General features: G+C 71.2%; 17 protein-coding genes and 1 pseudogene. 13 read left to right on the top strand and 5 right to left on the bottom strand.

The genetic code is table 11. The features are described 5' to 3' along the window. Window positions 1-298 (top strand): annotated as a pseudogene (locus tag H5J26_RS21595) (hypothetical protein); the annotation flags it as partial. Window positions 299-522: 224 nt separating this feature from the next. Further along, the gene (locus H5J26_RS21590) at window positions 523-1,170 is read left to right on the top strand and encodes an ABC transporter permease (protein WP_181767579.1); all 648 of its coding nucleotides are present in this window, start codon (window positions 523-525) and stop codon (window positions 1,168-1,170) included. 30 nt (window positions 1,171-1,200) lie between these two features. On the opposite strand, the gene ybaK is transcribed toward H5J26_RS21590, so the two are convergent. The 3 genes from ybaK to H5J26_RS21575 form a co-directional block, all read right to left on the bottom strand. After that, entirely contained in the window at window positions 1,201-1,710 is a 510-nt protein-coding gene (gene ybaK, locus H5J26_RS21585; protein WP_181767578.1) for a Cys-tRNA(Pro) deacylase, read from the bottom strand. Window positions 1,711-1,762: 52 nt separating this feature from the next. Continuing rightward, complete coding sequence (locus tag H5J26_RS21580; RefSeq protein WP_181767577.1) at window positions 1,763-2,608, bottom strand: LON peptidase substrate-binding domain-containing protein; 846 nt, start codon at window positions 2,606-2,608, stop codon at window positions 1,763-1,765. A gap of 117 nt (window positions 2,609-2,725) precedes the next feature. Further along, window positions 2,726-4,339 (bottom strand): oxidoreductase, encoded by a 1,614-nt coding sequence (locus H5J26_RS21575; RefSeq protein WP_181767576.1) that lies wholly within the window; start codon window positions 4,337-4,339, stop codon window positions 2,726-2,728. Between the two features lie 200 nt (window positions 4,340-4,539). On the opposite strand from H5J26_RS21575, the gene hisD reads away from it, so the two are divergent. The 11 genes from hisD (at window position 4,540) to H5J26_RS21520 (ending at window position 11,756) form a co-directional block, all read left to right on the top strand. Beyond that, window positions 4,540-5,910, top strand: a complete 1,371-nt coding sequence (gene hisD, locus H5J26_RS21570) for a histidinol dehydrogenase (RefSeq protein ID WP_181767575.1) — start codon at window positions 4,540-4,542, stop codon at window positions 5,908-5,910. Beyond that, window positions 5,907-7,013: a histidinol-phosphate transaminase gene (locus tag H5J26_RS21565; RefSeq protein WP_181767574.1), complete on the top strand. Its 1,107-nt coding sequence runs from the start codon at window positions 5,907-5,909 to the stop codon at window positions 7,011-7,013. The genes hisD and H5J26_RS21565 overlap by 4 nt, the downstream gene beginning before the upstream one ends. Before the next feature lie 2 nt (window positions 7,014-7,015). Beyond that, window positions 7,016-7,606: an imidazoleglycerol-phosphate dehydratase HisB gene (gene hisB, locus H5J26_RS21560; protein ID WP_181767581.1), complete on the top strand. Its 591-nt coding sequence runs from the start codon at window positions 7,016-7,018 to the stop codon at window positions 7,604-7,606. Next, the gene (locus H5J26_RS31605) at window positions 7,603-7,767 is read left to right on the top strand and encodes a hypothetical protein (protein ID WP_181767573.1); all 165 of its coding nucleotides are present in this window, start codon (window positions 7,603-7,605) and stop codon (window positions 7,765-7,767) included. Before hisB ends, H5J26_RS31605 begins: the two co-directional genes overlap by 4 nt. After that, window positions 7,764-8,432: an imidazole glycerol phosphate synthase subunit HisH gene (hisH, locus tag H5J26_RS21550; protein ID WP_181767572.1), complete on the top strand. Its 669-nt coding sequence runs from the start codon at window positions 7,764-7,766 to the stop codon at window positions 8,430-8,432. The genes H5J26_RS31605 and hisH overlap by 4 nt, the downstream gene beginning before the upstream one ends. Window positions 8,433-8,466: 34 nt before the next feature. Next, window positions 8,467-9,210, top strand: a complete 744-nt coding sequence (gene priA / locus H5J26_RS21545) for a bifunctional 1-(5-phosphoribosyl)-5-((5-phosphoribosylamino)methylideneamino)imidazole-4-carboxamide isomerase/phosphoribosylanthranilate isomerase PriA (RefSeq protein WP_181767571.1) — start codon at window positions 8,467-8,469, stop codon at window positions 9,208-9,210. Continuing rightward, window positions 9,207-9,617 carry a RidA family protein gene (locus H5J26_RS21540; RefSeq protein ID WP_181767570.1) on the top strand — a complete coding sequence of 137 codons (411 nt, stop codon included), beginning with the start codon at window positions 9,207-9,209 and terminating at the stop codon, window positions 9,615-9,617. The genes priA and H5J26_RS21540 overlap by 4 nt, the downstream gene beginning before the upstream one ends. 78 nt (window positions 9,618-9,695) lie before the next feature. Next, the gene (gene hisF / locus H5J26_RS21535) at window positions 9,696-10,475 is read left to right on the top strand and encodes an imidazole glycerol phosphate synthase subunit HisF (protein WP_181767569.1); all 780 of its coding nucleotides are present in this window, start codon (window positions 9,696-9,698) and stop codon (window positions 10,473-10,475) included. Window positions 10,476-10,538: 63 nt separating this feature from the next. Then, window positions 10,539-10,808 (top strand): SH3-like domain-containing protein, encoded by a 270-nt coding sequence (locus H5J26_RS32355; protein ID WP_181767568.1) that lies wholly within the window; start codon window positions 10,539-10,541, stop codon window positions 10,806-10,808. Next, a complete protein-coding gene (locus tag H5J26_RS32350) occupies window positions 10,801-11,169 on the top strand; it encodes an SH3-like domain-containing protein (RefSeq protein ID WP_181767567.1) in 369 nt (122 codons plus the stop codon). Before H5J26_RS32355 ends, H5J26_RS32350 begins: the two co-directional genes overlap by 8 nt. Continuing rightward, window positions 11,166-11,756 carry a nitrile hydratase subunit alpha gene (locus H5J26_RS21520; protein ID WP_181767566.1) on the top strand — a complete coding sequence of 197 codons (591 nt, stop codon included), beginning with the start codon at window positions 11,166-11,168 and terminating at the stop codon, window positions 11,754-11,756. Before H5J26_RS32350 ends, H5J26_RS21520 begins: the two co-directional genes overlap by 4 nt. A gap of 30 nt (window positions 11,757-11,786) precedes the next feature. Here the strand turns inward: H5J26_RS21520 and H5J26_RS21515 are convergent, their stop codons facing one another. Both H5J26_RS21515 and H5J26_RS21510 read right to left on the bottom strand, forming a co-directional pair. Next, window positions 11,787-12,422, bottom strand: a complete 636-nt coding sequence (locus H5J26_RS21515; RefSeq protein ID WP_181767580.1) for a class I SAM-dependent methyltransferase — start codon at window positions 12,420-12,422, stop codon at window positions 11,787-11,789. 98 nt (window positions 12,423-12,520) lie between these two features. Further along, window positions 12,521-13,126 (bottom strand): succinate dehydrogenase/fumarate reductase iron-sulfur subunit (locus H5J26_RS21510; protein ID WP_181767565.1); only part of this gene is annotated, 606 nt, incomplete at its 5' end.

The raw sequence follows: 13,126 nt of genomic DNA, 5'->3' as shown, positions 1-13,126 counted from the left end.
CAGGACGATACGGAAATCACGGGAGCGTCAGGCGCGGCGGTCAGGCACGCTGTGCGGCCAGCTCGGCATGTCTGCGGCGCTTCTGCTCGGCGTCCTGCCCGGCAGCCGGCTCCCGGAGCCGGTCGGTCTGCTGCGGGATCTGCTGCCCTCCACGTACGGAGTCGAGGCACTGGCCCGCGCATTCGAGTCACACCCCGAATGGGGGCATGCGGGGGTGGACCTCGCCGTGTGCGCTGCGGTGGGTGTCGCCTCCCTGGCTCTGGCCACGTGGGCGTACCGGCGGGCCGCGGTCCGCTGAGCTGGAGCGGCGGGGCCGCTCCCCTGGATGTCCGACGCCGGGCCTACGCCCATCTGACGCCCGCCGCCCGAACTGGTGGCCGCGCCTGGCACGATGGCCTGGTGACCGCACCGACGCCTTCGCAACCCGATCCCGACCGCCCACGTCGCTCCCACCGGTACGACGGGCGGCGGGGCCGCTCCCGGTCCGACGGAAACCCCGGGCCGCCCCCCTCGGGCGATGCCATGAACAGCGGTCCCACACCTCCGTACGACGAGCAGGCAGTGCACTACCCGGCGTACCCGGCGTACTCCGAGGACCTGGAGTCCGGGAACCCCGGCATGCGGTACGAGATCCGCGACGGCCTGCTCTGCGCCCTCGTCGTGGCGGTTCTCGGAGTGGGGCTGGGGCTGCTCTGGCTGTGGCTGGCGCCCCGTGTGCCGCTGGTGACCGTCGACAACGCCGTCTTCCTCAAGGACCCCGAGGGCGAGGAAGCGGTGGGCGCCGACGGCACGTTCGTGCTCCTGGCGCTCGGCTTCGGAGTCGTGACGGGCGCGCTGGCGTTCCTGCGCAGCCGCGCCGGCGGCGTCGGCATCGTCGTCGGGCTCGCGGTGGGGGCGCTCCTCGGGTCCGTACTGGCATGGCGGCTCGGCGTCTGGCTGGGCCCCTCCAGCGACCTTGTCGCGGCGGCGAAGGCCGCGGGCCCCGGCAAGACCTTTCACGGCCCGCTCAAGCTGCAGGCGAAGAGCGCGCTGCTGGTGTGGCCTCTGCTGGCACTCCTCATGCATCTGCTGCTCATCGGAGTGTTCGGGAAGCGCGAACCGGAGTTCGGGGAGCCGATGTTCGTGCCGCCGGGAGGCCCGGGGGGTCCGGGAGCACCGCAGAGCTGGTAGAGCGGGGAGGCCGGGCGTACCGCGCTCGGCTCAGCCTTCCCTCGTACGGGCGATGGGCGCCGTCACAGCACGCGTGAGGGCGGCCAGGTCCGCGGGAGCGAGTTCGATCTCGAGCCCGCGGCGCCCGGCGGACACGCAGACCGTGGGGCGTCCGGCGGCCGACTCGTCCAGCACGGTGGGGAGTTGGCGGCGCTGCCCCAGCGGTGAGACGCCGCCCAGCACGTATCCCGTACTGCGCTCGACGTCCGCCGGATCGGCCATGGCGGCCCGCTTGCCGCCCGCCGCGGACGCGAGCGCCTTGAGGTCGAGGCTCGCCGACACGGGCACGATCGCCACCGTCAACGCCCCGTCCACCTGGGCCACGAGCGTTTTGAAGACCTGGTCGGGGGAGAGGCCCAGAGCCTCCGCGGCCTCCGCACCGTAGGACGGAGCGGCCGGGTCGTGCTCGTAGGAATGCGTGGTGAACTCGACGCCCGCGCGCGTCGCCGCGAGGGTCGCGGGCGTCGCGGACGACTGCTGCCGCTGCTTCTTCTTCGCCACTGCTGCCCCTGTGCTCTGCCCGCGTCGCGGGCCGACTGCCTTTGGAGAACCCTCAGTTGGGGCTGGTCGGATCGCGGGTCAGCTCCGCCGCAGGCAGCGAGGGGAGCTTGCCGATCACGGCGGTCTCGCGACGCAGGAGCTTCAACTCGTCCGCCAGCCGCGTCGCCGTGTCCGGCGCCTGAAGCAGCCTCTGCTTCGTGGGCGTGTCCAGGATGGTCGCGGCGGCCACCAGGTACGAGACCACCGACGGGTCGTCCGGCAGCTCCTGTCCGGCGGCCAGAGTGCGCTCACGGGCACTCGCCAGCCGCTTCTGGTAGCTGCGGAAGGCACGCAGCACACCCGAGGCCAGAGCCCCCGCGCCGTCGCCCTCCTCCTCGGGCAACTCCTCGATCTCGCCCATGAGATACGGGCCGCTCGCGTCGACGGAGAGCAGCCTGAACCGCGTGGTGCCGGTGGCCAGGACCTCGTACCCCGAACCGCCGGGAGCCTCCTCGTCCTCCTCCACGGAGGCGTCGTCCGTACCGGGCTCCGTGCCCGAGGACGAGCCGGGAGCGGCGGCACCGGGCGGGACGCCGCCCGCTGCGCTCGCACGTTCCCGGATGGTCGAGGCGTCCGCGACGCAGCCGACCGTGTAGAACGACGCCATCGGGTCGGGGCCGAAGCCCGCCGTCGGATCGGCGCCGGGCGGCGGCGCGGACTCCGGCAGGCCCTTCGAGGTCTGCGCGACCTCACGGCCGTCGCGGATGGCCACGACGCCGAAGCGGCGCGGTGAGTCCTCGGGGATCTCCAGCAGGTCCCGCATCAGCGCGCGGTACCGCTGCTCGAAGATGTTCAACGGCAGCACCAGGCCAGGGAACAGCACCGAGTTGAGGGGGAAGAGCGGAAGCGCGGTCGTCACAACGAGTAAGCCTAAAGCCTTCGCGGCGTACTCGGTGCTCCCGATCGATCAGGGAGTGCCCGAGATCGCCCCCGGTGACGGCACTCGCCGGCGGCCGGCGCTCCCGCTCGAGCCGCCTCACTGACGGCGCAACAGCCGCGTGGCGCCCGTAGCGACGGTGGTGGCGAGGACCCAGCCGAGAAGGATCATGACGGCCGCCACCCACTGATAGATCCCCGCGGGGTTCCAGGCGTTCTCCTGCCCGAAGCTGATCACCGGAAGGAGCAGGTCGAGGGAGTACAGCGCGGGGTTCCAGTGCGGTGACTCGTCGCCCTTGAGCGCGGCGGGCGGGTTCGCGCCGAAGAGCACGGCGCTGGCAGCCCACAGCACCGCCATCCACAGTGCGGCCTGCGCCGGGCGGTATCCGTAGGCGACGGTCCAGTCCTGGAGGTAGCCCCACACCTTGCCCACCAGCGGCAGCGTCTCGCGGCGCCGCCGCTGCTTTGCCAGCAGCACCGCGCGCGCGTTGGTGTCCTCACCGCTGTTGCGGTACATCAGCGCCAACTGCTCGTACGGGAGCGGCGAGTACTCCGGTGTGGCCGCCGCGAGCCACTGCAGGCGCTCACGGACGTTGAAGTGCCCCTCCTTGGGGATCGCCTGCTGGTAGGTGAAGCCCGCCATCCACAGCCGCTGGTCCCGCGGCCAGCTGCCCACGCGGTCGAGCAGCTTTTCCACCGCCGCTCCGGAGAGCACGACCAGCCCGCGTTCCGGTGCGCGCGGGGTGAAGTTCAGCTCGGGCGTGGAGATGCGGCGCAGTGAGAGTTCCTGGTCCCGCTGGAGTTCGAAGCGGGCGTTCTCGATGACGAGCGAGGAGCCGAACCGGCCGTCGTCCAGCACCATTCCGCCGGTGCACTCGAAGTGCCTCGTACGCCAGCGGCTCGAGCCGTCGGCGGTGAACGGGATCGGGGTGCCCGCCGGCGGTGTCATGCCCTGGATCTGCGGGGACCGGCTCCGGTTGGCGTCGGCGAAGCTCGCGACGTGCTCGACGGTCATCTGCGGCGCGTGCAGTGCGTAGCGGCCCTTGGTGTTGCGCAGCACCGTCCCGAACATGTGCAGGGAACTGCCGATCGTCGCGCCGCGCAGGCTCACCTCGCCGTCGGTCATCAGCAGGCTCGCCTGGAGCTCCTGGGAGACGGTGATGCCGTCCGCCGCGATCGCCCGTATTCGGCGGCCGCTGCCCACGGTCGCCTCGTTGAGCATCAGGTCGGTGCCGATGTTCGCGTCGGTGAGCTTGATGCCCTCCGGTATGGAGCAGCGCGGCAGGTGCAGGTCGCCGTCGGTGGTCAGCCGGGCGGCCTCCAGGCGCGGTATGTAGCAGTCGACGAGACGCGCGGTGTGGATGCGCGCCTCCGCCATGCGCACCTCTCCCTCGAAGCGGCACTGCCTCAGCTCGAAGTACGGCTCGATCATGCCGCCGGACAGGTCCAGCACGTCCTTGATGTAGGCGCCCGCGAGATGCAGCGAGGCGACCCGGCCGAGCAGCGGAGGCGGGCCGTGCAGCAGCAGCAGCGAGATGACACGGGCGCGGACGGTGCGGTTCTCTCCCCAGACGTGGTCGCCGTTCGGGTCGTCGAGCTCCGGTTCGCCGGTGCGCAGGTCGTACTCGCTGCCGTTGAGGTACGCCTGCCACATGCCCCACTCGGCTCTGGTGAGCCAGGAAGGCGGTTCTCTGGAGTCCACTGGCTCGCTCACCGCTTCGCTTCCCCCTGTTCTGTTGGACGGTCGGATTGCCGGGGGTCGGAGGGCTGGTCGGGCCGGGCCCCCGGTGCACGTCCGCTTCCTTCCCTCTGTGTGACCGGATGAACGCCAGAGGCGACGATCGTCTCCTGGGTTCCGTATCACTCACTGATACGGAAACAGGGAGCACTGACACCGTCTGAGAGACTGGACGCGTGATCTCCCGAATCGACCTGCGCGGTTCTGCTCTCCTGGTGGAGGGCGGGATCGACCGCGACCTGTTGCCCCGTGCCGAGCTGGACGTCGAGGCCGCCCTGAAGACGGTGCGGCCGATCTGTGAGGACGTCCGGCATCGTGGCACGGCGGCCCTCGTGGAGTACGCGCAGGAATTCGACGGCGTCACGCTGGAGCGCATCCGGGTTCCGCAAGAGGCGCTGACGGAGGCCCTGCGGCAGCTGGACCCGGACGTGCGGGCCGCGCTGGAGGAGTCCGTCCGCCGCGCCCGCATCGTCCACCGCGACCAGCGGCGCACTGATTCGGCCGTCACCGTGGTCCCCGGCGGCACCGTCACCGAACGCTGGGTGCCCGTCGAGCGGGTCGGGCTGTACGTGCCGGGCGGCCGCGCCGTCTATCCGTCCTCCGTCGTGATGAACGTGGTGCCCGCGCAGGAGGCTGGCGTCGGCTCGCTCGCCGTCACTTCGCCGCCGCAGCGCGAGCACGGCGGGCTTCCGCACCCGACGATCCTCGCCGCGTGCGCGCTGCTCGGCGTCGACGAGGTGTACGCGGCAGGCGGAGCCCAGGCCGTCGCGATGTTCGCGTACGGCACCGACGAGTGCCGGCCCGCGCAGCTCGTGACCGGCCCCGGGAACATCTACGTCGCGGCGGCGAAGCGGCTGCTCAAGGGCCGCATCGGCATCGACTCCGAGGCGGGGCCCACCGAGATCGCCGTCCTCGCCGACGACACCGCCGACCCGGCGCACGTCGCAGCCGACCTCATCAGCCAGGCCGAGCACGACACGGTCGCGGCGGCCGTGCTGGTCACGCCGTCCGCCGGGCTGGCCGAGGGCGTCGAGGCCGAGCTGAAGGAGCAGGTGGCCGTCACGCGGCACCGGGAGCGGATCACCGAGGCGCTGGCCGGGCGCCAGTCCGGCATCGTGCTCGTCGACTCCCTCGAGGACGGCCTCGCAGTGGTCGACGCGTACGCGGCCGAGCACCTGGAGATCCAGACGGAGGACGCAGCCGGCTGGGCGGCACGGGTCCGCAACGCGGGCGCCGTCTTCGTCGGCCCCTACGCCCCCGTCTCCCTCGGCGACTACTGCGCGGGCTCCAACCACGTGCTGCCGACGGGCGGTTGCGCCTGTCACTCCTCCGGTCTGTCGGTGCAGTCCTTCCTGCGGGGCATCCACGTCGTGGACTACACGCGGGAGGCCCTCGCCGAGGTCACGCACCACGTCGTCACGCTCGCGGAGGCGGAAGACCTCCCCGCGCACGGGGCGGCGGTCAAGGCCCGATTCGCCGGAGGCGGGACCTCCGCCGCGGGCGAGCAGAAGAACGTGAGTGACGGGAAGGTTCCGCAGAGCAAGTGACAGGCATCGATCAGCTCCCCATCCGGGACGAGTTGCGCGGCAAGACCCCGTACGGCGCCCCGCAGTTGGACGTGCCCGTACGCCTGAACACGAACGAGAACCCGTACCCGCTCCCGGAGGAGCTGGTGCAGCGCATCGCGGAGCGCGTCACCGAGGCCGCCCGCACGCTGAACCGCTATCCCGACCGGGACGCGGTCGCCCTGCGCACCGCCCTGGCCGCCTACCTCTCGGAGACCACCGGCTTCACCGTCTCCCACAGCCAGGTCTGGGCGGCGAACGGTTCCAACGAGGTCCTGCAGCAGATCCTTCAGGCCTTCGGCGGGCCGGGCCGCACGGCCGTCGGCTTCGAGCCTTCGTACTCCATGCACGGCCTCATCGCGAGGGGCACCGGCACGGGCTGGTCCTCGGGCCCGCGCCGCGACGACTTCACCGTCGACACCGCCGCCGCGGTGCGCACCATCGCCGAGCACCGCCCCGAGGTGGTCTTCGTCTGCTCGCCCAACAACCCGACGGGCACGGCCGTGGACCGCGAGACCGTCATCGCGCTGTACGACGCGGCGCAGGCGGCCAGGCCCTCGATGGTCGTCGTGGACGAGGCGTACGGCGAGTTCTCGCACCGCCCCTCGCTGCTGCCCCTGATCGAGGGCCGCCCGAACCTCGTCGTCAGCCGTACGATGTCCAAGGCCTTCGGGGCCGCAGGGCTCCGGCTCGGCTACCTCGCGGCCGACCCGGCCGTGGTGGACGCCGTGCAGCTCGTGCGGCTGCCGTACCACCTCTCGGCGATCACGCAGGCCACCGCGCTGGCCGCCCTCGAACACACCGGCACGCTGCTCGGGTACGTCGAACGGCTCAAGGACGAACGGGACCGGCTCGTGCGTGAACTGCGCGCCATCGGCTGCGAAGTCACCGAATCCGACGCCAACTTCGTGCAGTTCGGCCGGTTCGACGACGCGCACGCCGTGTGGCAGGCGCTGCTGGAGCACGGTGTACTCGTCCGGGACAACGGTGTGCCCGGCATGCTGCGGGTGACCGCCGGCACACCCGAAGAGAACGACGCGTTCCTCGACGCGGTTCGTGCAGTGACAAAGGAGACCCCCCGATGACTGTGGCTCGCGTGGGCCGCGTTGAGCGCACCACCAAGGAGACCTCGGTCCTCGTCGAGATCAATCTCGACGGCACCGGGAAGGCCGACATCGCGACAGGCGTCGGCTTCTACGACCACATGCTCGACCAGCTCGGGCGCCACGGTCTCTTCGACCTCTCGGTCAAGACCGAGGGCGACCTGCACATCGACAGCCACCACACCATCGAGGACACCTCCCTCGCGCTGGGTGCCGCCTTCAAGCAGGCACTCGGCGACAAGAGCGGCATCGTGCGCTTCGCCAACGCGTCCGTGCCGCTGGACGAGTCACTCGCCAACGTGACCGTCGACCTGTCCGGGCGCCCGTACCTGGTGCACACCGAGCCCGAGGGCATGGCGCCCATGATCGGCGAGTACGACACCACCATGACGCGGCACATCCTGGAGTCCTTCGTGGCGCAGGCCCAGGTCGCGCTGCACGTGCACGTGCCGTACGGGCGCAACGCCCACCACATCGTGGAGTGCCAGTTCAAGGCGCTGGCCCGCGCGCTGCGTTACGCCAGCGAGATCGACCCGCGCCAGAGCGGCATCCCCTCGACGAAGGGCGCGCTGTGACGGGTCTGTCGGCGATCCTCATCTTCGTCGGTCTCTTCCTGCTCGGCGGCGCCATCTCGTTCTGGCGGCAGAAGCTGTCGAAGAGCGTCGTCGCCGTGCTGGGGACCGGATCGCTGCTGGCGCTGCTCGCCGGGATCATGCGACTGGGGGTGTGGTCGTGAGCGGACAGGGCACGACCGGTGAGGGCAAGAAGGTCGTCGTCCTCGACTACGGCTTCGGCAACGTGCGTTCGGCCGAGCGCGCTCTCGTACGGACCGGCGCCGAGGTGGAGATCACCAAGGACTACGACGCGGCCATGGCGGCGGACGGGCTGCTGGTCCCCGGAGTCGGCGCGTTCGCGGCGTGCATGAAGGGGCTGCGTGAGGCCCGCGGCGACTGGATCATCGAGCGGCGGCTCGCCGGCGGGCGTCCCGTGCTGGGCATCTGCGTCGGCATGCAGATCCTCTTCTCACGCGGCATCGAGCACGGCGTCGAGGCCGAGGGAATGGGCGAATGGCCGGGCACGGTCGGGCCGTTGAAGGCGGACGCCGACCACGCCGTACCGCACATGGGCTGGAACACGGTCACGCCCGCCGAGGGCTCGCGGCTCTTCGCAGGCCTGGACGCCGGGGCCCGCTACTACTTCGTCCACTCCTACGCCGTCCACGACTGGGAGCTGACCGACATCAACCCCGCGATGGCCGCACCCGTCGTCACCTGGGCGGAGCACGGCGCGCCGTTCGTCGCCGCCGTGGAGAACGGCCCCCTGTGGGCGACCCAGTTCCACCCCGAGAAGTCCGGTGACGCCGGCGCCCGGTTGCTCTCCAACTGGGCCGCGACCCTCTGAGACACCCTTCCCACAACAGAAGTTGAGAGAGCCTGTGTCCACGCCCCAGCCCGCATCCAAGCTGGAACTCCTTCCCGCCGTCGACGTCCGCGACGGCCAGGCCGTACGACTCGTGCACGGCGAGTCCGGCTCCGAGACGGCCTACGGCGACCCGCTGCAGGCCGCCCTGGCCTGGCAGAGCGCGGGGGCTGAGTGGCTCCACCTCGTCGACCTCGATGCCGCCTTCGGCACGGGCGACAACCGCTCCCGCATCGCCGAGGTGACGCGGGCCATGGACATCAAGGTGGAACTGTCCGGCGGCATCCGCGACGACGACACCCTCGCCGCCGCCCTTGCCACGGGCTGCCGCCGCGTCAACCTGGGCACCGCGGCGCTGGAGACCCCGGAGTGGGTCGCCAAGGTCATCGCCGAGCACGGCGACAAGATCGCGGTCGGCCTGGACGTACGCGGCACGACGCTGCGCGGCCGCGGCTGGACCCGCGACGGCGGCGACCTGTACGAGACGCTGGAACGTCTGGACGCCGAGGGCTGCGCGCGCTACGTGGTGACCGACATCAACAAGGACGGCACGCTGAAGGGCCCCAACCTGGAGCTGCTGCGCAACGTGTGCGCCGTCACCGACCGTCCCGTCGTCGCCTCCGGCGGTGTCTCCTCCCTTGACGATCTGCGGGCGATCGCCACCCTGGTACCGGAAGGCGTCGAAGGCGCCATCGTGGGTAAGGCGCTCTACGCCAAGGCGTTCACCCTGGAAGAGGCTTTGGAGGCCGTCTCGTCATGACCTCGTCCGAACCGCGTGACGTCGAGCGTGTTCAGTCCGCAAGTCCCTGGGAGGAGAGGATCGGGTTCGCGCGCGCTGTCGCGGCGGGCGACCGGGTGCACGTCGCCGGCACCATGCCGCTGGGTGACGGCGGGCAGTTGATGGGCGAGGGCTCCCCGTACGAGCAGACGAAGGCCGCATTCGGCAACGCGCTCAAGGCACTTGCCTCCTTCGGCCTCGGCGCCTCTTCGGTGATCCGCACCCGCATGTACCTCACGCACGCGCGGGACGTCGAGGACGTGGGCCGCGCGCACCGGGAGATGTTCGACGAGGTGCGCCCGGCGGCGACGGTGGTGGTCGTCTCGGGCTTCGTGGACTCCCGCGTGCTGGTGGAAGTGGAGTTGGAAGCCTTCCGCGGCGACGCGTAGTCCGGCAGGACTCGCAGCACTCGTTCAACCTCGCGACACCGGTTCAACTCGCAACACCCCGCAAGGAGTCAGCACAGCATGTCCGTGGCCGTACGAGTCATCCCCTGCCTGGACGTGGACGCCGGACGCGTCGTCAAGGGCGTCAACTTCCAGAACCTGCGTGATGCCGGCGATCCCGTCGAGATGGCCAAGGTGTACGACGCGGAGGGCGCCGACGAGCTGACGTTCCTCGACATCACCGCCTCCTCCTCGGACCGGGAGACCACCTACGACGTGGTGCGGCGCACCGCGGAGCAGGTCTTCATCCCGCTGACTGTCGGCGGCGGCGTCCGCAGCGGGGACGACGTCAACAGGCTGCTGAGGGCGGGCGCGGACAAGGTCGGTGTGAACACGGCGGCGATCGCGCGCCCCGAGCTGATCCGCGAGATCGCCGAGAGGTTCGGGAGTCAGGTTCTGGTGCTGTCCGTGGACGCGCGGCGCTGCGGCGAGGGCACGCCGGGTACGGCGACGGACTCCGGTTTCGAGGTCACCACCCACGGCGGGCGGCAGGGCACCGGCATCGACGCGGTCGAATGGGCGCACAGGGCCGCGGAGTTGGGGGCGGGGGAGATCCTGCTGAACTCCATGGACGCCGACGGCACCAAGGACGGCTACGACACCGCGATGATCGAGGCCGTACGCAAGCACGTCACGATCCCCGTCGTCGCCTCTGGCGGCGCGGGGCGCCTGGAGCACTTCCCGCCGGCGGTCGCCTCGGGGGCGGACGCGGTGCTGGCCGCGTCGGTCTTCCACTTCGGCGACCTGCGGATCGGCCAGGTCAAGGACACACTGCGGGCCGCCGGTCACCAGGTCCGCTGAGCGGGCCCGTCGCTTCGCGCCGCCTCAGTGACCCGCGCCGCGTGCGGGCGTAGGCTCCGGCTCATGAGCAGGGTGAACGACGTCGGCGGTCAGACAGGGTTCGGGCCTGTCGTGACGGAGGAGAACGAGCCTGTCTTCCACGCGGACTGGGAGGCACGGGTCTACGCACTGAACATCGCCCTCGTCAGACGAGGCGTGTACACCCTGGACGAGTTCCGGGACGCCGTGGAGCGCATGCCGCCGCAGGAGTACCTCGCGGCGTCGTACTACGAGCGCTGGCTCTTCGCGATCGAACGGCTCACCTCGGCGCACGGCGCGCAGAGCGATGAGTGAGTCCGCGGAACAGCCTCAACCATCCGCGGCGGCACCCCACTTCGCTCCGGGGGACCGGGTCCGTACACGTGCGGTCGACCCCGACCGGCACACGCGTCTGCCGGCCTACGCGCGCGGCCGGACGGGACGCGTGCTGGCCGTGACGGGCTGCTGGCCCCTCGCCGACGACGTGGCACAGCGCTGCGCGGAGCCCCGCGTCGAACCCGTCTACACCGTCGCCTTCGCGGCCCGCGATCTGTGGGGGGAGGGGGCGCACGAAGTGACGCTCGACCTCTGGCAGTCCTACCTGGAGCCCACTTCCTCCGCGGGCCGCGCCGAGACCGCCGACCCGTCCGACCCCGTCGAGGAGGCCTCCACATGAGCGGTACGCACGCAGGCAACCCGGTCGCGGCCCGGGTGCGCCGCCTGGAGGAGCGGCTCGTCGAGTCCGGGCACGTCACGGACGAGGAGCTGGACTCCATCCTCACCCGTGTCCTGGACGGTGCCTCACCGCTCAACGGCGCCCGCATCGTCGCGCACGCCTGGAGCGACGCGGGATTCCGGGAGAGGCTGCTGGCCGACGCGAACCGGGCGCTGCCGGAGGTCGGGCTCTCCATGGCGGGCGGGCTGCAGGAGCAGCGCCTGAAGGTCGTCGCCAACACCCCCGAACGTCACAACGTGCTGGTCTGCACGCTGTGTTCGTGCTACCCGGTGGCCCTGCTCGGACCGTCCCCCTCCTGGTACAAGAGCGAGGCGTACCGCTCCCGCGTGGTGCGTGAACCTCGGGCCGTCCTGGCGGAGTTCGGCCTCGACGTCCCCGCGGAGCGTGAGATCACGGTCTGGGACTCCAGCGCGGAGAGCCGCTACATGGTTCTGCCCCGACGACCGGAAGGCACCGAGGAGTTGTCGGAGGAACAGCTGGCGGAGCTCGTCACCCGCGAAGGGCTGATCGGCACCGCGGCAGTCTGAGCCGGCGGTTCCGGGAAGATTCGCGGCCCGTCAGCCGCTGTTGCGGAAGACGAGCAGGTAGCGCCAGAACAGCAGCCTGCGAATGCTGCATCCGGGCAGCAGCGCCTCCGCCTCGACGCGGATCCGGGACAGGGGCATCGACGGCTGCTTCACGGGCGCCGGCACCCGTGGCCGATCGGCCGAAGCAGCAGCAGGGCGGCGGAACTTGTCCCTCGCCGCGAAGGCCGGCCGGACAGCGGCGTTGACGGGGACCGCTGCAAGGCTCCAGGCCCAGTCGAGCGGGCTCCTCTCCGGATAGCAGCCCAGGATCACCAGGACACCGCCCGGGGCGAGTGCGTCCCGCAGCGCGGCGACGGTGCCGAACTCGACGTGATGGATGCTCGCGAGGCACGAGATGAAGTCGTAGTGCCCTGCGGGCAGTTCAGCTTCGGTGATGTCGGCGTGCGCGAAACGCGGGCCCTCGTTCTCTGATCCACGCCCGGCCAGGGCGCGGGCCTCCGCGATGACCTCTTCGGACGGATCGACGGCGTCGACCTCGACGCCCAGACGGGCGAGCCGGCGAGCGAACCGGCCGGTGCCACAACCGACATCCAGTGCCGCACCGCAGTTCCGCGGGACCTTGCGCAACAGCAGCCCGTGATAGTGGTCGTTGTGGTCGAAGGGCATGGGTCCGACCATGCCACGACGTGACCTCGGACCTCACCGAATTCGACGTCCCGCCCCGGCTGCAGAGGCCTCCGCCCCGGGGCGGAGGGTGCGACGGCTCACTCCCGGCGGCCCGCTCCCCGCGCCGCCCGCAGATACTCCCGGTTCATCGACGAGATGGAGAACAGAGGGATGCCCTTCGGGCACGCGGTCGCGCACTCCCCGGCCAACGTGCAGCCTCCGAAGCCCTCTTCGTCCATCTGGCCCACCATCTCCACGACCCTGGACTCCCGTTCGGGCGCGCCCTGGGGCAGCGCGGCGAGGTGGTTGACCTTGGCGGAGGTGAAGAGCATCGCCGAACCGTTCGGGCAGGCGGCCACGCATGCGCCGCAGCCGATGCACTCCGCGTGCTCGAACGCCGTGTCCGCCGCGCCCTTCGGCACGGGCGTCGCGTGCGCGTCCGGCGCGGAACCGGTCGCGACCGTGATGTAGCCGCCCGCGCCGATGACGCGGTCGAGCGCACCCCGGTCCACGACGAGGTCCTTCACCACCGGGAAGGCCGACGCCCTCCACGGCTCGACGTCGATCGTGTCGCCGTCCTCGAAGTGGCGCATGTGCAGCTGGCAGGCGGTGGTGCGTTCGGGGCCGTGCGCCTGGCCGTTGATGACCATTCCGCAGGCGCCGCAGATGCCCTCACGGCAGTCGTGGTCGAAGGCGACCGGTTC

The sequence above is a fragment of the Streptomyces albidus (ex Kaewkla and Franco 2022) genome, assembly GCF_013870515.1.
In the GTDB taxonomy this organism is placed as follows: Bacteria; Actinomycetota; Actinomycetes; order Streptomycetales; family Streptomycetaceae; genus Streptomyces; species Streptomyces albidus.
The sequence above is the reverse complement of the archived record's forward strand: the minus strand, read 5'-3'. Positions and strand labels throughout refer to the sequence as shown.

Excerpts from the sequence above, each read along its gene's own strand:
- H5J26_RS21590 (WP_181767579.1), top strand. The coding sequence starts at position 523 with ATGAACAGCGGTCCCACACCTCCGTACGACGAGCAGGCAGTGCACTAC.
- H5J26_RS21540 (WP_181767570.1), top strand. The coding sequence starts at position 9,207 with ATGACCTCGTCCGAACCGCGTGACGTCGAGCGTGTTCAGTCCGCAAGT.
- hisF (WP_181767569.1), top strand. The coding sequence starts at position 9,696 with ATGTCCGTGGCCGTACGAGTCATCCCCTGCCTGGACGTGGACGCCGGA.
- H5J26_RS32355 (WP_181767568.1), top strand. The coding sequence starts at position 10,539 with ATGAGCAGGGTGAACGACGTCGGCGGTCAGACAGGGTTCGGGCCTGTC.
- H5J26_RS32350 (WP_181767567.1), top strand. The coding sequence starts at position 10,801 with ATGAGTGAGTCCGCGGAACAGCCTCAACCATCCGCGGCGGCACCCCAC.
- H5J26_RS21520 (WP_181767566.1), top strand. The coding sequence starts at position 11,166 with ATGAGCGGTACGCACGCAGGCAACCCGGTCGCGGCCCGGGTGCGCCGC.
- H5J26_RS21515 (WP_181767580.1), bottom strand. The coding sequence starts at position 12,422 with ATGCCCTTCGACCACAACGACCACTATCACGGGCTGCTGTTGCGCAAG.